Source organism: Corynebacterium sp. 74A, assembly GCF_008930665.1.
GTDB classification, from domain to species: Bacteria; Actinomycetota; Actinomycetes; order Mycobacteriales; family Mycobacteriaceae; genus Corynebacterium; species Corynebacterium megadyptis.
In genome coordinates, this window is sequence record NZ_PQMG01000003.1 from 380,662 (window position 1) to 398,226 (window position 17,565).

Sequence of the window (17,565 nt, forward strand, 5' to 3'; positions counted from 1 at the left end):
CCATGGACCCCATGGAAGAACTCCGCGAAGCTCGGAAACATCGTGGCATCTCCCATTAGTCATCATCTCCTGTGTTAGTGCCAATGTTGCCGACGGGAACAAATAGCGAGTCCGTCGTCAGCGTAGGTCGAGTTTCTGGTGTGGGTGTCTCCACGGTGACCGCGTAAGGAACAAAACCACGTGGATGAAAAGGCATACTCATCGGCGCACAGCCCTTGAGTCTGGGCGAGGTTGCTTGATGGCTGAGGAGATGTACTCCCGCCTTCGACGCGTAGTGCTCAAGATAGGCTGCTGCCACTGTTCGGTCGGCGGGACCATAGATGGGTACCGCCGTACGCCAGCGCTGAGACACAGCAAAATAACTGCTCAACCGAGTCCATACTCGACGATCCGCTGGGTCATAACGCAATCCGAGGTTCTCATCCTGCAGCAACCGGTGGGCGGCTGGAATTCCGCGAACGGCTACCCCCATGAGAGCTCCGTTTCCGTGCTCCGGATCCGCGTTTACCAACGGGAAAACATCACCATCACAACCAGCGACAGATCGTACATGGTCCACCGAAGCAGAGATTCTCCTCGTGTCCTTCACCGTCCGGTTAAACGTCAGCGGTATCCACCCGTCGTTATCTGGGTTCTGCGGATCGCGATGATCTGGAAGGTAGGAAACTTGACGTGCGGGCACTGTGGGAACATGAGCTCCAAGCTGATGCTCTTCCTCGAACCTTTTATCCAGTGCTGCCCCGAACCCAGGCTGCCACGTGCGCACCTGGCCGGCTGGGTTCTCCACTCCGACCCACCTCTGGGCGTTTTCTACTGCGCCGGAATCATCGCCTTCTACGACCTTCATGATGCAGCCGTCCATCGACGTGCCGAAGTAGCCGACTGCTGCGGCAGCTTTGTCTAGCAACTCCGCGTGCTCCGAAGAAACGTCTACCACGTACGTCACGCGAGTGGCGAGCACCGGTTCTGGAAGCCGGGCGGCTCTTTTCGCCTGCATTTTCGTCAATTGGCCCACAGAAGCAGACTTCCGAGGCAATCCCGAGGGCTTTTTCGCCACGAATGCATCAGTCCAATCGGCTTCTGGGAGCCGATACTGCCCAGTAAAGATATCCGGCGAGGCGCTACGCTCCACCTCTCGAAGGACCGCGCGAATAGCCTCGGTAGTGGAATCAGACAGCTGCGCGTTGTGGCAGCCCGCCACTAAAGCAGAGTAGAGCCGAGCTGGGGACGGTGGCCATTCCCTCTTCCCTTGGCGATCGGTACCGTGAAATGTCGAGTTAAAGTCGACATGGATGGTAATCATTGGCCGCCTCTACTCGTCGGTGGACGACTTCGCTGCAGTAGCCAGAAGTGCGTCTAGTACCACCTGTGCCATGCTCGACGACATACGCAGCTTGATCTTGCGCGCACCGCTTCCCTGCTCTGCCGCCGGCAAGAAGCCCGCCTTAACAGATTCCTCCAGCGCCTCTAGGGTCTCTCGGCGAAGCTCGTCTACGTCCACCTCGATACGACGCGCTCCTCGCTGGCCCCGTACACGAAGCCCCCATGCCGGTGGTGCGATCTCGACGAGATCGCATTCGCTACGAATATGCCCGTCGTTTGCGACTAATTCGGTGGCCAGCATAGAGACTCCCAGTGCGGCTCGGATCACGGGTTCTTTGACCTCGTATCGATCGAGCGCTCGCAAGTCGGCTAGGGACACCGACGTCAATGATGCAATGCTCTCGCAGGTGTAGTGAATCGGAACGGAATCACCGGAAGTAATGATGGCGCCCAGACCAAAAGCTGACGGCTGCTTAGGTTTGATCCCCTTTACCTTGGAGTCGGACTCGACGACGGTGAGCTCTCCATCGTCTAGAACCAGTCGAGTACGACCGGAGGCAGGCAGTTTACCGGGCGTTTTGGTGGCGAACACGGGTGATGGTGACGCCCCGGTGCCGATAATTTGGGAGGAAATTGACCGTGCTCGTCGATGGGTGGACGTCGCTCCACTGGCCAACCAGTACCCCCAAATCACTGAGTTCAGGGAGACACCGGCGATCGTAGCGGCCTCTGAAGAAACGATCTCTCGATAGAGATCGGAGCTTGGCTGGGACCAGAGTGCTTTTCCGTTATCCTCTGTCAGGCTGTAGCGCACCCAGCTATCAATGTGACGGTGCGACAGCTCCCACGAGGACGTCCGCAGTCGCTTCAGGACATCACCCAGCTCTGCTCGACGAGCCTGAGATTCTAGGCTGGGCATATTTTTAATCGCCCTAGCCATTGATTTTTCGACGGCTTCCGCGATGTCACTGTCGGAAGGCGCAGTGATTTCCACTGCGGGCAGCCAAGGATACAACTCAGGATCGTGGTAGATGACTGGCTCAGTACGCGTTGCCTCGCCTGCAACAGACGAGATGACAACCGATGGTGCTGTCCGTCCTGAGTTAGTGAACAAGAAGCCCTCATCATCGGGCAAGAGGACTGGCGCATTCTGGTTGATGCGATATGTGCGACCGCCATTATCACCTGGATAGACAGCGGGGGCGATGGGGGAAGCAGGTCCGGCCGCCGGCTCAAGCTGGGCGTGACGAACAAGCGAGGGAGATTCAGAACGGAGGATATCCGAAAGCAGAGACATATACAGTGCCTTTCAAGAGTGTGGTTAGTGGATGGGTTGTACGTGAGCGAGGCCCAGGCCGTAGTTGAGGCCTCGCCCGAGACCATGGCTGAGAACGTGATCGAGTTCAGCACCACCTCGGACAGTTGCGGTGATGGTCACTGCGGGAATGATTCCCGTGCGCCCAGCGGTTCGCCTGACATTGAACCTTTCGCTCACTGTCAGATCATCCGGTTCGAGGTTTCGCCGATTGAGGAGATCGAGAGCCCACTCAGGGAGTTCATCTGGAGGAACCGGTACTCTGCGCCCGCGAGGAGAATGTTGTTGGCGAACTTCTGGTGGTAGCGCTCCTCTCTGGGAGCGTGCAACCAGGGCGTTAACAGTTACTTCAAGGTGGTATCGCTGTTCTGAGTCTGTGGCTTGAAGCGTGCTGCGCTCCGCGGACAAGCCCGGTATCTGATGGTTAAGGTCGGGCCGGTGGCGCACGATGAGGTTGCGCCCAGAAACGGCAAAAAGACATCTGGCATCTGAACGAGGCATCGCCTCGTCCAACTGCCCATCTTCAAAACCGGACATCACTATTCTGTGGAGATCTTTCCTCGTGGCGTGTCTCAGATGGGATGGAAGCCCATACTGTAAGTCCACTCCAATACTGTCTTTGTGGCTCATGGCTTAACCATAGCTAGGCCTGCGGACACGTACTCAGAACTTGAACGCTTTTTCGTATGTACGTTCGCTTTCTCGAATCGACATAAGTCTGGAAGTCCTGCGAAAGACTACCGTCGGTATGCAGGTGTATGGCTAGGACATGATGGAGCTGTTCGGGAGCTCATTGTGCGTGACTTATTTGTTTTGCCACGCGCCGCCGCGCGGGCAGCAACACGAGAAACCAACAACAGGCGAGGACCACCCCCACCACCGAATACGGCCCAGAACCGATCTCAATCACTGCCCAGGGCACGCCGGCAAAGAACTCGGCACACCAGTGAATCCACCACGTACAAGGCTCGATAATTCGCACTGTCACAGCGGCCAGCGCCTCCGCCCGCAGCGCCACTAACACCACAGCGAACAAACCGACGATCGTCACCGGCGCCACCGCTGCGGCCACACACACATTTGCCGCCACCGCCACAGCAGATACCCGCCCCACCATCAAAGCCAGCAGGGGCATAGTCACAATGTCTGCGGCAATCGCCACAGACAATGCTCGGATACACACATCGGGTATAGGCAGCCATGCCAGCCGCGGGTAGAGATACGGGTGTAAGGCCACAATCCCCGCGGTAGCGGCACAGGAGAGGGCAAATCCATAGCTCACCGCCAGATCGCTGTCCCATAACAACAGCCCCGTTATCGCCAGAGCGAGCGCGTGCAGGGGTTCAGCCCGAGAGACACTCACTACCGCCACCAACCCCACCACTCCGGTTACGGCCGCTCTTTTCACCGAAGGCTCCGGCCCCACCAGCACCACAAAGGCCACCAGCGCTATGCTCGCGGCCGCACATTGCCAGCGCGGCCCGCAGCCGGCGAGCCGGCATACAATCACGCACGCGGTGGTCACTATGGCCACATTCGCCCCCGAGACCGCCGACAGATGGCTGAGTCCCGTGGCGAGATAGGCTGCGGTTTCCTCCTCGCTTTGCAGGGAGGTATCGCCAAAGACCATGCCGGGGATGAGCCCCACCGAGCGCTGCCCCACGTTCTGCTGCACAAGCTCCATGAATCGTGCCCGCACGGTGTGTGCGCAGTGGTCCCACCAGCTCGGCTCGCCCACAACACGGCCGTGCTGCAGCCGCGCCACCACGGCGTTCAACCCGACGCGGGTGTCCTCGTGCAACTGCACGCTGGCGACTACCTGTTCGCCGCGGTGGGGCTGCCAGCGTTCGCACGGGTGAAAGACGGGCAGCTCGGCTGGGTAGCGGGCAAGGCGCAGGCGGGTGAGGCAGGTACTGCCGCCAGATAATTCCGTGCTGCTGACTACTCGGCCGGCAAGCTCGTAGTGGCCGCGGGCCTGGGTTATGGGGTGCTGCTGGATGAGCAGGCGCCGCAGCTGGGCGACGCCACCGTGCACCACGACCGTAGCGGCCAGCAGTAGGGCACTTCCCGGCGCGCGATACGCCCACGCGGCGGCGACAGCGACCACTCCCAGCACCACGAGGAGCAACGGCCCGTGGTCGGTGGCCACCACCACCCATGTGGATGCCCACGCCATGCAGGCGATCGGGATAAGGCGCAGCTCGATGAAAGCAACGGGAGGGTTCACAAGGTGACCAGGTCCTTTACTGCCTCGAATTTGGCGGAGCCGATTCCTTTGACCTCCAGCAGCTGATCGACGCTCTCAAAAGGCCCGGATGCCTCGCGGTGGGCGATAATCGCTGCGGCGGTTGCTGCCCCCACCCCGGGCAGGGTCTCTAGTGCGGCACTATCGGCGCTATTGAGCGCTACCTTCCCGACCGGCGCAGCGCCCGGTGCGGCGGGGTTGAGTGGGGCTGCGCCGGCGATGGCGAGATCCTCCTCGGGGCCGGGCACATAGAGTTGCTGGCCGTCGCTGAGTTTTTGGGCCAGGTTGATTGCGCTGAGCTGCGCCTCCGGCAGCGGGGCGGCATGGCGGAGCGCATCATCGGTGCGCGCACCTGCGGGCAGGTGCTGCAGCCCAGGATTGGCGACGTGCCCGACCACGGCCACCACGATCTCCTTAGGCTGCTCGGTGGTGGTCTCGTCTTCATAGACAGCCACCGATTCAACCGGCGGCGGGGATGCACCGCGGAGCTGGGGCACGAGAAATACCCCGCCGAGGAGCAGCAGTACCACGGCGGCGATCAGGCCGTGGCGCAGACTCAGCCGCAGGCGGGGGTTATCGGGATAGCGGACCTGCAGGAGGTCTTCTTCGCCGGTGGGGCGAGTTAGCTCGCGCAGGCGATCAAGCGGGGAGGCGGAAGTCATGCCCCGCAGGCTAAGTGGCGGGCGAGGTGGCGTCGATAAGCGTGCGGTGCGGGTTGTGGACTACAGCTCGTTTTCCACAGCTAGGGCCTCGATGACGGCGCTGGGGTTGCCGCGAGTCACGCTCACCGCTATGGTGCCCGGCCCGGTATGGGTGGCGAGGGCCGGTTCGAGGCGATCCAGCCGCACCGTGGAATCAACGTGGATGCGCTCCACGATGTGAATAGCCAGCTGGCGGGCGGATTCGCGGGCCTCGTGGTGCAGCACCGTCACCACCGCCGGTTCCTCGCAGCAATACAGCTCCACGACCTCGGCGAGCTTCGCTAGCGCCTTGGCTTGGGTGCGGGTTTTCGCGGCGATCTCGATGCGGCCCTGTTTGAGGTGCATGAGCGGGCGGATCGCGAGCGTGGCAGAGAAGAGCACATTGGCAGCCGAGAGACGCCCAGACTTGCGCAGCTCATCGATCTTGTGCACGTAGAACCACACCTCGGAGTGCTCGAGCACCTCCAAAGCGGCGTCATAGCAGGCATCAAGATCGGCGCCCTCGCGGGCTTTGAGGGCGGCGGCAATACAGGCAATACCAATAGTCGGCCCTAAGGATTCGGTGTCGAGCACGCGGACGCGGCTATCCTCAAATACCCCGGCGGCGGTGACGGCCGCGGACCACGTGGAGGAGATCTCCTTGGACATGTGCAGGGCGAGCACGCCCTCGTCGCCGCCGCGTTCCAGCTGGCGGGCATAGGCGGCCACCAGCTCGAGCGCGGATAGCCCCGCGGTGGTGCGGTCTTTGTCCGAGTGGGTGACATGAATATTCACCACCGTGATGCCGAGCTGCTCGGCGAGCGTGGGCGGCAGGCAGGCGGTGGAGTCGGTGACGATGCGCACCGTCATGGGTTCGTGCTTTCACACACCGTCAGCCCCGGAGTCACACCCACGTTCCATCCCTCGAGGTACCACTGGGCATTGTCCAGATTATCGGGGGTGAAGGACTGCGGCCGAGTGGAACCGGGGGCATAGTGCGGGCGGGCCTGTAGCTGTGCCCAGCAGGTATTAGACACGGTGGACAGCCGGGAGAATTCCTCGGCCGTGGCGAAGCCGAGCAGCGAGCCGGTGAGCGCGTTGATCGTGCCGCCGTGAGCCACAAACAGAATGGACTTCTCTTCCCACTCCTCTACCTCGGCCATGGCTTCATCCACCACGGCCCGAGCACGGGCGGCAACCTCAAGGCGGGTTTCCCCACCCGGCGGCGCCCACGAGACATCATGGCGCCAGCGGGCGCGCGCGCCGGGAGTGGCGGCGTCGATCTCCGCGTGGGTTTTGCCCTGCCACTCACCGAGATGGGTTTCGCGCAGCCGCTCATCGGTGATGAGGGGAACGTCCAGCAGTGTCGCGACTTCCCGCGCCGTATCGTGGGCACGGCGCAGATCGGAGCAGACCACGCGCACGAAGTTGAGCCCCGATAGATAGCGGGCGGCTTGGCGCGCCTGAATCACACCACGCTCACTGAGTTTCGTGTCGAGCTGACCTTGCATGCGAGCGGTGGCGTTATATTCGGTCTCTCCGTGGCGTAGCAGGACGAGTCGTCGGCCCATCGCGCTAGATTTCGTTCTCGGAGGGATCCTCGCCGGCGAGCGGGATCTGTCCGATGTCGTTAACCTCGCGGATATCCACCTCGTCGCCCCAGTCCTCGGGGCGGGTGAGCGTTTCCAAACCCTCGACGTCTACCAGCGGGCAGTCCGCCCAGAGACGGTCGAGGCCGTAGAACTGGCGCTCGGGCCCGCGGAAGATGTGGACCACGATGTCTTCATAATCCAGCAGCGCCCAGCGTCCCTCACGGGTACCTTCGCGGCGCGTGGGGTGGTTCCGGCCAGCCTGAGCCAGCTGGTCCTCCACCTCCTCCACGATGGCGCTGACCTGGCGCTCGTTATCGGCGCTGGCGATCACAAAACACTCGGTAATGGCGAGGCGCTCGGACACATCGATCACGGCGATCTCTTCGGCCAGCTTCTCGCTGGCGGCAAGCGCTGCGATCGACGCGTACTTAATGGCGGATTCTCGTGCTGTCACTTAATAAAACTCCTTTAAAATTCTTCTTCTACCGTAATCTATCGACTGCCCTCGGCGTGAGTTTCCGCGCCCGCGCGGCCCGCGCCGTCCTCGGCAGCGCCCGCGCCCTCATAGGACGGCTGTGATAGGCGATCCCGCCCCTCGGGCCGGTAGAGCTGCCGCTTGGCTATGTATTGCACCACTCCATCCGGCACAAGGTACCAGACCGGCCGGCCGGCCCGCGCTCGGGCGCGGCAATCGGTGGAGCTGATCGCCATTGCGGGAATTTCCACGATGGACAGGTGCTCATGATCGACTTCGGGAAGAATGTCCTCCTCCAGCTCATAGCCCGGGCGGCTCACACCCACGAAGTGCGCGAGGTTAAACATCTCCTCCCAGTCCCGCCAGGTGACGATCTTCGCCAAGGCATCCGCACCAGTGATAAAGAAGAGCTCGGCGCGGGGAAACTGTTCCCGCAGATCGTGCAGGGTGTCGATGGTATAGGTGCTCCCACCGCGGTCGATATCCACCCGCGAGGTCGCGAAGCGTGGATTGGAAGCGGTGGCGATCACCGTCATCAGGTAGCGATCCTCCGCATCAGAGACATCGCGCCCGGCTTTTTGCCAGGGCTGGCCGGTGGGCACAAAAAGCACCTGGTCCAGCTGGAAACGATCGGCCACTTCGCTGGCGGCCACGAGGTGGCCGTGGTGAATCGGGTCAAAGGTGCCGCCCATGATTCCGATACGTGCAGGGGCACTCACGGACGGGTGTGGCCTTCCCCACGCACAATCCACTTGGTGGAGGTCAGCTCCGGCAGCCCCACGGGGCCGCGGGCGTGCAGCTTCTGGGTAGAAATTCCGATCTCCGCGCCGAAGCCGAACTGCTCGCCATCGGTAAACGCAGTAGAGGCGTTGAGCATCACCGCCGCGGAGTCCACTTCGCGGCCGAAGCGTTCCACCACGCCGCTGTCCTGGGCGGCAATGGCCTCGGTGTGGCCTGAAGAGTGGGCGCGGATGTGCTCGATTGCCCCGGCAACACCTTCCACCACCACGGCAGTGATGTCCATGGAGAGATACTCGGTGTCTAGGTCCTCCTCTGTGGCGGCCACGGCCTCATCATTGAGATCCAGTAGCTGCTCATCGGCGTGCACGCGCACCCCAGCAGCCACAAGGGCGTCGATGATGGCACGGCGGCTGGAGGTGTCGAGGGCGGCGTCGATAAGCACGGTCTCGGTGGCGTTGCACACGCTTACCCGACGGGTTTTGCCATTGAGTAGCAAGGCGATGGCCTGCTCCAGATCCGCCGAGGCATCGATATAGAGGTGGCAGTTGCCCGTGCCGGTTTCGATGGTGGGCACCGTGGCACCGGTGACCACGGCATTGATCAGGCCGGCCCCGCCACGCGGGATCACCAGATCCACCAGCCCACGAGCAGTAATAAGTTCAGTAACGCTCTCACGGCTCTCGCAGGGCACAAGCTGCGCGGCGGCACGCGGCAGATCATGCGCGGCGAGCACATCCTGCAGGATGGCCACTAGCGCCCGGTTGGACTCCACCGCGGACTTAGAGCCGCGCAGCAGCGCCACGTTGCCGGATTTCAGGCACAGGCCAAAGGCATCAACGGTGACATTCGGGCGCGCCTCATACACCATGCCAATCACTCCGAGCGGCACCCGCACTTGGCTGAGTACCAGCCCATTCGGCAGGGTGTGGCCACGGGTGATCTCCCCTACGGGATCGCTCAGCGCCGCCACCTGGCGCAGGCCATCGGCGATGCCCGTAATGCGTTCGGTGCTCAGAGCGAGGCGGTCGAGCAGCGCCTCCGAGGTGCCGGCGGCGCGTTCCCGTTCAAGGTCGCGCTCATTGGCGGCAATAATCTCCTCGGCGCGCTCTTCGAGGGCCGCGGCGGCAGCCAGCAGCACCTCATCCTTCGCTGGGGTGCGCAGCTGCGCGATAGTCGTGCTTGCCTCACGCGCGGCGCGGGCTAGTTCCAAAGTCGTTGTATCTGCGTTCATAGCTCACAACTCTAGCGTGCACTGACGCTTGACGACGCCATCTCGCAACCACAGCAGCGTGGCGGGCCACTAATAGCCCTGATCCACCGTCACCTCGGTGGGCATGGTCTCCCCCGCCTGATAGGCGGTGAAATTCTCCACGATCTGGGGCGCGATGAGCCGGCGAATCGAGTCCTTCGTATTGGCGGTGTGGGGGGTGATCACCACCTGCTCCATCGCCCACAGGGGGTGGCCATCCGGCAGCGGCTCCGGCTCCGTCACATCGAGTCCGGCGCCGGCGATCTCCCCGCGCTTGAGGGCATCCACTAGGGCATCGCTATCTACGAGCGGGCCGCGGCCAACGTTGATGAGCACCGCATGCTCGGGCATGAGCTTTAAGGTGCGCTCGTTGATCATGTGGTGGGTGTCGTCTGTGAGCGGGGCGGCGAGAATCACTGCGTCCGAGGAAGCCAGCACCTCATCGCGATGCTCCGAGGAATAGGTCTTATCGGCCCCCTCCACGGGATTGCCGGAATTATTGACCGCGAGGACAGTGCAGCCGAAGCCTTTGAGCATGGGCACCAGCTCGCGACCGATACCGCCGGCGCCGATGATGCTCACGGTGCTGTCAAAGAGCCAGCGGGTGGCGCTATCCACCTCTTTCTGGCAGCTCCACGACTGGGCGCGGGCCACCGGGGTGTGCTGGTGCAATTGGGCCAGCAAGAGCGCCACGGCGGACTCCGCCACTGGGCGGGCGAAGGTGCCGGAGCAATTAGAGTAGCGGCGCGATCCATCGATAACACCATGCGTGAAGTAGGCATCAATACCGGCGAGCCCAAACTGCACCCACTTCACGGAGTCGGGCAGCTCGGGAAAATCCTCGGCCGAACCGTTGTACACGAGCAGCTCTGCCTCGGAGAGATCGTCGGTCAATTCACCACCGACGGCAGCGAGTTGTTCTTCTACGGTGTCCCAGTGCGTAGGTCCCATTGCATATTTCATGCACCCCACCCTACGCATGTGAGGAATAGCTCGACAGGTAATCCGCGTGGATCACCGGTCGCTTCATTCCTTCCGGCAGCTCGTGGGTGTGCTTGCCCAGCATTCCATGCAGGGTCTTAGCATCATAGGAGACCTCACCGCGGGCAATGGTGGTGCCCTTGGGGTCCTGGATTTCCACGATGTCGCCGGAGCGGAACTCGCCATCCACCTCGGTTATGCCCACTGCCAAAAGCGAGGAACCGCCACGCTGCACCACGCGCGCCGCGCCCTCATCCACGCGCACCACGCCAGAGACATCCGCGGCATAGAGCGCCCAGAAGTTCCAAGCCTTCAAGCGTCCCTGCTCAGGGTGGAACACCGTTCCCACCTGGGCGGAGGCGAGTGCCGGGCCGATATTATCTGCGCTGGCGAGCAGGACGGGGATACCACCGCGGGAAGCGAGCCGGGCAGCCGATACCTTGGAGGCCATGCCGCCGGTACCCACCTTGCCGCCATCGCCGGCTACAACCCCGGCGAGATCCTCCGGCCCGGTGACATCGGAGACAAACTGTGCTCCGGGCTCGGTGGGGTTGCGGTCATAGAGGCCATCCACATCCGAGAGCAGCACCAGCGCATCAGCCCTGATGAGGTGGGCGACGATCGCGGCGAGGCGATCATTATCGCCGAAGCGCAGCTCGGAGGTAGCCACCGTATCGTTTTCGTTGATGATGGGCACACAGCGCAGCTGCCGCAGCCGCTCCACGGTGCGCTGAGCGTTGCGGGCGCGGGAACGCTCAGCTGCGTCGGAGGCGGTGAGCAGCACCTGGCCGGTAGTGCGGCCATAGCGGGCGAAGGAGCGACCCCACTGATAGGCCAAGTGCACCTGGCCCACCGAGGCGGCGGCCTGCTTGGTGGCCAGATCTCCCGGCCGGCTTTTTAGGCCCATGGGGGCCATGCCGGCGGCCACTGCACCAGAACTGACGATAATCACATCGGTGCCAGCCTCCATGCGGGCTTGGCAGGCATCCACGAAACGGTTGATCTTCTCCGCCGAGACCGCATAGTTCTCGTCTGTCACCGAGGAGCTGCCCAGCTTGACCACGATCTTCTTGGCCTTGGCAATCTCCCCACGCAGTCCTTCTCCAGCGGGTTCGTCGAGCACCGTCTCCGGTATCCCAGCGGGCGGAAACTCAGCCGGCGGGGTGTCCTGCAGAGCATAGGGGGTAGTGGGCAGCAGTGTATCTTCGTTCATCTATTCCTAACCCTCCCAGCGGTCGCGGGAGGCTTCTTCGTCACCAAAGTCGAACTCATCGATCAGGCCGCGGCGCGCTTGGGAGGCGCGCTTACGCTCTGCGGCGGTAGAACGGGTGGAGCGCCCAATGCGGGCATCGGTGCCACGGGCGGTAGCTGGGGAACCGGAGTCACTGACTCCAGCGGTGGTCAGCGGCTCCCACTCGAAGGTGATCTCACCAATGGTCACCTCGGCCCCCTCGCGGGCGCCCATCTTATACAGGGCATCCTCCACACCCAACTTGGCCAGACGATCCGCGAGATAGCCCACCGCCTCGTCGTTCTCGAAGTCGGTTTGCTGAATCCAGCGGCGCGGCTTCTCGCCCAGCACCTCGTAGCCGCCGGGGTTATTCGGATCGGCCACCACGCGGAAATCATCCTTCTTATGGGCGTCCACCGCAACGGGGCGCACCACGGTGCGCTGTTGGCGCTGCTTCGGATGCTTCTTCCGGTGCTCCTTCACCAGCTCCATGAGGCGATAGCGCAGCGGGTCGAGGCCCTGATGCGCCACGGCGGAGATGATAAACACCGGCCAGCCGAAGGCCTCGCGGAGATCCTCCATCACAAACTCGGCCAGCTCCCGCGCCTCGGGGATATCGGCCTTGTTCAAGATGATTACGCGGGGGCGTTCGCGCAGATCGCCCAAGCCGGTGTCATGATCGAGCACCGACTGGTAGGCGGCCAGCTCATTCTCCAGCGCCTCGATATCTGAGACCGGATCGCGCCCAGGCTCGAGCGTGGCAAGGTCCACCACATGGGCGAGCACGGCGGTGCGTTCAATATGGCGCAAAAAGTCGAGGCCAAGGCCCTTGCCCTCGGAGGCGCCCGGGATCAGCCCCGGCACATCCGCGATAGTGAAGGAATCATTGCCCATGTCTACCACCCCGAGATTGGGCTGCAGGGTGGTAAAGGGGTAATCACCAATCTTGGGCCGTGCCGCGGAGAGCACCGAGATCAACGACGACTTACCGGCAGAGGGAAAGCCCACGAGTCCCACGTCTGCCATGGACTTGAGCTCCAGGATCAGATCGCGTTGCTCCCCTGGCTCACCCTTCAGCGCAAAACCCGGGGCCTTGCGCTGCTTATTAGCCAGCGCCGCATTGCCGAGACCACCGAAGCCGCCCGAGGCGGCCACGAAGCGGGTACCCACGGCCACCAGATCCGCCAGCACCTCTCCGTCCTCATTGAGCACGACGGTACCCGGCGGCACCTCGAGCACGAGGTCCTCACCGCGGGCGCCATTGCGGTGATCGCCAGCGCCATTGTTGCCGCGGGAAGCCTTCAGGTGGGGGCGATAGTGGAAATCGAGCAGGGTGTGGGCTTGGTCAGAGACCTCAAGGATGATGTCTCCGCCGTGCCCGCCATTGCCGCCGTCCGGCCCACCGAGAGGCTTGAACTTTTCGCGGTGCACAGAAGCACAGCCATGCCCGCCGTCACCAGCCTGCAGGTGCAGCACAACGCGGTCTACGAAACGGTTCATGTGGTCCTTTAGATCGAGGAAGATTAAGCACCTGATTGTAACTCACAGCCGCAGCAATCCACACGATCCCCGTTGCGGAGAGCACGCGCGACACCTCCAGCCTGCCCTAGCGCCGCGAGTAGCCCACCGGAGAATGATTAAAGCCGCCTGCCTCCCCGTGCGGGGAAACAAGCGGCTTAGATCTCAAGCTCTACAAGCTTTAGGCAGCTTCGGTCGGAACGATGTTCACCATGCGACGGTTGCGCTTGGTGGTGAACTCGACGGAGCCTGCTGCAAGAGCGAACAGGGTGTCGTCGCCACCGCGGCCGACGTTCTCGCCGGGGTGGAACTTGGTGCCGCGCTGACGGATGAGGATCTCGCCTGCGTTCACCTTCTGGCCGCCGAAGCGCTTCACGCCGAGGCGCTTTGCTTCGGAGTCACGACCGTTGCTGGAGCTGGATGCACCCTTCTTGTGTGCCATGACGGTTTTTCTCCTTTAAGCCTTCTCGGCCTACTTGATGCCGCTAATCTTGATAACGGTCAGGTTCTGACGGTGACCCTGACGCTTCATGTAACGGCTCTTGTTCTTGTACTTCAGGTTACGGATCTTCGGGCCCTTGACGTGCTCGATAATCTCCGCGGAAACTTCCACCTTGGCAAGCTTGTCGGCGTCGGTGGTCACATCGGCGCCGTCGACGAGAAGAACCGGGGTGAGAGCCACGGACGAACCCGGCTCACCCTCGATCTTCTCGACCTTGACGAGGTCACCTTCGGCAACCTTGTACTGCTTGCCGCCGGTCTTGACGATCGCGTACATAGGAGGGCTACCCCTTTTTCTAAAAACTCGGCTCGGGCACTCAAGGCGCCCGATTTAAGGACTTGTACTTTATTTCATGCTGAACGCACTGCGAACAGCGACTGTCCAAGACTACCTTTATCGGCTAGCAAAACACAAACCGCTACTTTTTGTTTGTGCTCCGGCGTGTCGCGCGACGCCTCCGGCCCTTGCTTGCCGACGCCGCCTGTCGCTTCTCGGACTGGCGCTTCTCCGGCTGTCGCTTCTCGGACTGGCGCTTCTCCGACGCCTGCTCCTTCGCGGGCGCCTGCTCCGCACGGCTGTTCTTGCGGACCACCCGGCGACGACCACGCCGCCGGCGCGGGGAGGAGTCCTCGGATTCGTCCTTATCCGCGTGCTGCTGCGACTCGGATGGGGCCGGCTCGGACTGCGGGGCGGGGCTACGGTTCTCCTCGGAGCGAGCACCCCGAGTGGAGCTACGGCGCCTGCCGCCGCGGCTGCGCCGCGAGGACGGGCGACGGAAGCCATCACCGGAGTCGCGTGAGTCACGCGAGTCCGCTGCCTCCTCGGTCTCCTCGGCCTTGTCAGCGCTGGGCTGGGCAGGCTCGAAGTCCTCTCGCTTGGGCGCATGATCCGAGCGGGAGTTCCCGCGGGTAGCACGCTTGCGGCGCGGGGAGCGTTCGAACTCCGCCATGGCCTCGTCGAAGCTGGCTGGGGTGTAGTCCGCGCCCGAGGGCTCGTCTGGGTCTTCCGCATCGGCGGTGTGGACCGCCTTGGCGGCGATGGCCCGCACATCCTCGGCGCTGCTCTCTTCGGCACGCTTCTTCTCGGAGCGCTTCTTCTTAGCAGGCTCCTCAGCTTGGGCAGAGTCCTTATTATCGGCAGAACGCTTCGTGTTCGTGCGCTTGGTGCTGCGGCGGCGGCCGCGGCGCTGACGCTTCTCGGATTTCTCTTCGCGCTCAGCGTTCTCCGCCGAGTCCTCCGCGTTATCCGCTTGGGAATTGAGCGAGATGACGGCGTCGGCAAGCTCCTCGATGCTCTTCTCCGACTCCTCCTCGCGGTGCATCGCGAGGGCTGCGGGGTGCGAAGCCGGATCCTGGGAGGAGTGCTTCTTGTCTTGCTTGTCGTTCTTCTCGTTCTTCTCGCGACGCTCGGAGCGATCGGACTTATCGCCGCGGCGGCGAGGCTTGTGCGCCGGCTGCTCGCTCTGCTCGACCGGGTCGGTGTGAATAATCAGACCACGGCCATCACAGTGCTCACACTCGGTGGCGAAGGTATCGAGCAGACCGGTACCCAGCTTCTTGCGGGTCATCTGCACCAGACCCAGCGAGGTCACCTCGGACACCTGGTGGCGGGTACGGTCCCGACCCAGTGCCTCCTTGAGGCGGCGCAGCACGAGATCCTGGTTCTCGGGCAAGACCATATCGATGAAGTCCACCACGATCATGCCGCCGAGGTCACGCAGCCGCATTTGGCGCACGATCTCCTCCGCAGCCTCGAGGTTGTTCTGGGTGACAGTCTCCTCGAGGTTGCCGCCGGTGCCGGTGAACTTGCCGGTGTTCACATCCACCACGGTCATAGCTTCGGTGCGATCGATCACTAGGGTGCCGCCAGACGGCAGCCACACCTTGCGGGAGAGGGCCTTGGAGAGCTGCTCATCCACGCGGTAGTGCTCGAAGGCATCCACCCCACCGTGCTCCTTGGGGTCATACTTTTCCATGCGATCCTCCAGGTCGGAGGCCACGGAGTGCACATAGGCGTAGACGGTGTTCCACGCCTTCGAACCATCCACCACGAGGTGGGAGAAGTCTTCATTGAAGAGGTCGCGGATCACCTTCACCAGCATGTTGGGCTCTTCATACATGGCGACTGGCTTCGCGCCCTTGGAGGACTTCTCCTTCTTGGTGCGCTCATCGATCTGCTCCCACTGGGCGTGCAGGCGGGCCACATCAGCAGCGATAGCCTCCTCGCTCACCCCTTCCGCAGCGGTGCGGATAATGGCCCCACCCTGCTCGGGAACAACGCGCTTGAGAATGTCCTTCAGCCGTGCCCGTTCCGGGGCGGGCAGCTTGCGGGAAATACCTGCGGTACGACCACCCGGGACATAGACCAAGAATCGACCGGCCAGCGAGATCTGGGTGGAGAGGCGTGCACCCTTGTGCCCGATCGGGTCCTTCACTACCTGCACGAGCACCTGATCGCCGCTCTTGAGAGCGTGTTCGATGGTGCGACGACGCCCGCCGAGGCCGGCGGCGCGCCAATCCACTTCACCGGCGTAGAGCACACCATTGCGGCCCTTGCCGATGTCGATGAACGCGGCCTCCATGCTGGGCAGCACATTTTGGACGCGGCCCAGATAAATATTGCCCACCATCGAGGACTGGGTATCGGAGGTCACAAAATGTTCCACAAGCATGCCGTCTTCCAGCACGCCCACCTGCGTCACCCGCCCTGGGTGATCGGTGCGTTCCTTCTCCCGCACCACCATGGTGCGCTCCACGGACTCGCGACGCGCCAGGAACTCGGCCTCGCTGACGATGTGGCGTTCATTCTTGCGCGCTTCTCGACGCTCACTCCGGCGGCGACGCTGCGCCTCCAAACGGGTCGAGCCCTTGATGGCCTTAGGCTCATCAATCGGTTCGGGATCGGTGTCCTTCTGCGGCAACTTCTTGGACTTTGCCGGCTTATCCTCGCGCTTGTCCTCATTCGACTTGCGGGACTTGCGCTCGCGCGGCTTGTCCTCGCGGCGAGGCTTCTCCTTCTCCGCAGCCGGTGCGGCCTCCTCCGGCGCGGCGGCGTCGACCGCGGGAGGGATGAATAGCGGCATGGGTGCCGCTGCGGCGGAAGGATCCTCCGGCGCTGGGGTGATCTCGGGAACGATCTCCTCGAGGAGCTCCTCGGAGGCGTAGCTCGCGAGCTGCTTGTCCACCTTTTCTTCGATCTGGCTGATCTCGTTTTTTACGTTGTTTTCCACGCGCTTACGGATCCGCACCTCTGGGGATTCCTCCCCGTTTTCTGGCTCCGGATCCGGGGTGTCGCTGCGGAGGACCTCGAGCAGCTGGGCGGCCTCGTCCTTGGTGAGCGAGGACTGCGCCACCTTGACCAGTCCGATCTTGTCCAGCTCAATGATGAGTTCCTTGGAGCTCATGCCCAGCATCTTCGCCATGGCAAAGACTCGGGTTCGCTCCCCTAGCTGGTTGATATCAAGTTCAGTTGTGTTGGGCTTTTCGGCCACGTTCTACTCCTTTATGCGAATCCGCGAGGGAGCTCGGCTCGACCACGCGCGATTCAGATGGGGATGAAAGTTCGGTGTGAAGTTATTGCTTGGTGAAATCTCCGTCTTCCTATTGTGGCACATCCCCGACCCCACCCTTGGAGTTAGACCGGCCCGGCGTTGCAGATCGCCCGAACCGAACACATGTGTGGCAGGTAACACAGCCATGGAGGTAGGGATCCTC

At 62.7% G+C, this 17,565-nt stretch carries 16 protein-coding genes; all 16 read right to left on the bottom strand.

Features of this window, described 5'->3' with window-relative positions:
• Nucleotides 1–55: 55 nt before the first annotated feature.
• Nucleotides 56–1,303 carry a type I-U CRISPR-associated protein Csb2 gene (gene csb2, locus GBB11_RS06735; RefSeq protein ID WP_151549308.1) on the bottom strand — a complete coding sequence of 416 codons (1,248 nt, stop codon included), beginning with the start codon at nucleotides 1,301–1,303 and terminating at the stop codon, nucleotides 56–58.
• Nucleotides 1,304–1,312: 9 nt separating this feature from the next.
• Entirely contained in the window at nucleotides 1,313–2,620 is a 1,308-nt protein-coding gene (locus GBB11_RS06740) for a type I-U CRISPR-associated protein Cas7 (protein WP_151549309.1), read from the bottom strand.
• 24 nt (nucleotides 2,621–2,644) lie between these two features.
• A complete protein-coding gene (locus GBB11_RS11040) occupies nucleotides 2,645–3,268 on the bottom strand; it encodes a type I-E CRISPR-associated protein Cas6/Cse3/CasE (RefSeq protein WP_151549310.1) in 624 nt (207 codons plus the stop codon).
• Between the two features lie 160 nt (nucleotides 3,269–3,428).
• Nucleotides 3,429–4,865 carry a ComEC/Rec2 family competence protein gene (locus GBB11_RS06750; protein ID WP_151549311.1) on the bottom strand — a complete coding sequence of 479 codons (1,437 nt, stop codon included), beginning with the start codon at nucleotides 4,863–4,865 and terminating at the stop codon, nucleotides 3,429–3,431.
• Nucleotides 4,862–5,545: a ComEA family DNA-binding protein gene (locus GBB11_RS06755; RefSeq protein WP_151549312.1), complete on the bottom strand. Its 684-nt coding sequence runs from the start codon at nucleotides 5,543–5,545 to the stop codon at nucleotides 4,862–4,864. Before GBB11_RS06755 ends, GBB11_RS06750 begins: the two co-directional genes overlap by 4 nt.
• 60 nt (nucleotides 5,546–5,605) lie before the next feature.
• The gene (locus tag GBB11_RS06760; protein WP_151549313.1) at nucleotides 5,606–6,433 is read right to left on the bottom strand and encodes a DegV family protein; all 828 of its coding nucleotides are present in this window, start codon (nucleotides 6,431–6,433) and stop codon (nucleotides 5,606–5,608) included.
• A complete protein-coding gene (locus GBB11_RS06765) occupies nucleotides 6,430–7,134 on the bottom strand; it encodes a histidine phosphatase family protein (RefSeq protein WP_151549314.1) in 705 nt (234 codons plus the stop codon). The genes GBB11_RS06760 and GBB11_RS06765 overlap by 4 nt, the downstream gene beginning before the upstream one ends.
• Before the next feature lie 4 nt (nucleotides 7,135–7,138).
• Nucleotides 7,139–7,609 (bottom strand): ribosome silencing factor, encoded by a 471-nt coding sequence (gene rsfS / locus GBB11_RS06770; protein WP_151549315.1) that lies wholly within the window; start codon nucleotides 7,607–7,609, stop codon nucleotides 7,139–7,141.
• Between the two features lie 38 nt (nucleotides 7,610–7,647).
• Entirely contained in the window at nucleotides 7,648–8,349 is a 702-nt protein-coding gene (gene nadD / locus GBB11_RS06775) for a nicotinate-nucleotide adenylyltransferase (RefSeq protein ID WP_151549316.1), read from the bottom strand.
• The gene (locus GBB11_RS06780) at nucleotides 8,346–9,602 is read right to left on the bottom strand and encodes a glutamate-5-semialdehyde dehydrogenase (protein ID WP_151549317.1); all 1,257 of its coding nucleotides are present in this window, start codon (nucleotides 9,600–9,602) and stop codon (nucleotides 8,346–8,348) included. The genes nadD and GBB11_RS06780 overlap by 4 nt, the downstream gene beginning before the upstream one ends.
• 69 nt (nucleotides 9,603–9,671) lie before the next feature.
• Nucleotides 9,672–10,583, bottom strand: coding sequence for a D-isomer specific 2-hydroxyacid dehydrogenase family protein (locus GBB11_RS06785; RefSeq protein ID WP_151549318.1), 912 nt, complete (start codon nucleotides 10,581–10,583; stop codon nucleotides 9,672–9,674).
• 10 nt (nucleotides 10,584–10,593) lie between these two features.
• Complete coding sequence (gene proB, locus GBB11_RS06790) at nucleotides 10,594–11,814, bottom strand: glutamate 5-kinase (protein WP_151549319.1); 1,221 nt, start codon at nucleotides 11,812–11,814, stop codon at nucleotides 10,594–10,596.
• A gap of 6 nt (nucleotides 11,815–11,820) precedes the next feature.
• A complete protein-coding gene (gene obgE / locus GBB11_RS06795; protein ID WP_151549320.1) occupies nucleotides 11,821–13,332 on the bottom strand; it encodes a GTPase ObgE in 1,512 nt (503 codons plus the stop codon).
• Nucleotides 13,333–13,531: 199 nt separating this feature from the next.
• A complete protein-coding gene (rpmA, locus tag GBB11_RS06800) occupies nucleotides 13,532–13,792 on the bottom strand; it encodes a 50S ribosomal protein L27 (protein ID WP_151529119.1) in 261 nt (86 codons plus the stop codon).
• 30 nt (nucleotides 13,793–13,822) lie between these two features.
• Nucleotides 13,823–14,128: a 50S ribosomal protein L21 gene (gene rplU, locus GBB11_RS06805; protein WP_151549321.1), complete on the bottom strand. Its 306-nt coding sequence runs from the start codon at nucleotides 14,126–14,128 to the stop codon at nucleotides 13,823–13,825.
• A 142-nt stretch (nucleotides 14,129–14,270) separates the two neighbouring features.
• Complete coding sequence (locus GBB11_RS06810) at nucleotides 14,271–17,342, bottom strand: translation initiation factor IF-2 N-terminal domain-containing protein (RefSeq protein ID WP_151549322.1); 3,072 nt, start codon at nucleotides 17,340–17,342, stop codon at nucleotides 14,271–14,273.
• Nucleotides 17,343–17,565: the final 223 nt, after the last annotated feature.

Excerpts from the sequence above, each read along its gene's own strand:
- GBB11_RS06785 (WP_151549318.1), bottom strand. The coding sequence starts at position 10,583 with ATGAAATATGCAATGGGACCTACGCACTGGGACACCGTAGAAGAACAA.
- rpmA (WP_151529119.1), bottom strand. The coding sequence starts at position 13,792 with ATGGCACACAAGAAGGGTGCATCCAGCTCCAGCAACGGTCGTGACTCC.
- GBB11_RS06740 (WP_151549309.1), bottom strand. The coding sequence starts at position 2,620 with ATGTCTCTGCTTTCGGATATCCTCCGTTCTGAATCTCCCTCGCTTGTT.
- proB (WP_151549319.1), bottom strand. The coding sequence starts at position 11,814 with ATGAACGAAGATACACTGCTGCCCACTACCCCCTATGCTCTGCAGGAC.
- obgE (WP_151549320.1), bottom strand. The coding sequence starts at position 13,332 with ATGAACCGTTTCGTAGACCGCGTTGTGCTGCACCTGCAGGCTGGTGAC.
- GBB11_RS06755 (WP_151549312.1), bottom strand. The coding sequence starts at position 5,545 with ATGACTTCCGCCTCCCCGCTTGATCGCCTGCGCGAGCTAACTCGCCCC.
- csb2 (WP_151549308.1), bottom strand. The coding sequence starts at position 1,303 with ATGATTACCATCCATGTCGACTTTAACTCGACATTTCACGGTACCGAT.
- GBB11_RS11040 (WP_151549310.1), bottom strand. The coding sequence starts at position 3,268 with ATGAGCCACAAAGACAGTATTGGAGTGGACTTACAGTATGGGCTTCCA.
- rplU (WP_151549321.1), bottom strand. The coding sequence starts at position 14,128 with ATGTACGCGATCGTCAAGACCGGCGGCAAGCAGTACAAGGTTGCCGAA.
- GBB11_RS06780 (WP_151549317.1), bottom strand. The coding sequence starts at position 9,602 with ATGAACGCAGATACAACGACTTTGGAACTAGCCCGCGCCGCGCGTGAG.
- GBB11_RS06760 (WP_151549313.1), bottom strand. The coding sequence starts at position 6,433 with ATGACGGTGCGCATCGTCACCGACTCCACCGCCTGCCTGCCGCCCACG.
- GBB11_RS06765 (WP_151549314.1), bottom strand. The coding sequence starts at position 7,134 with ATGGGCCGACGACTCGTCCTGCTACGCCACGGAGAGACCGAATATAAC.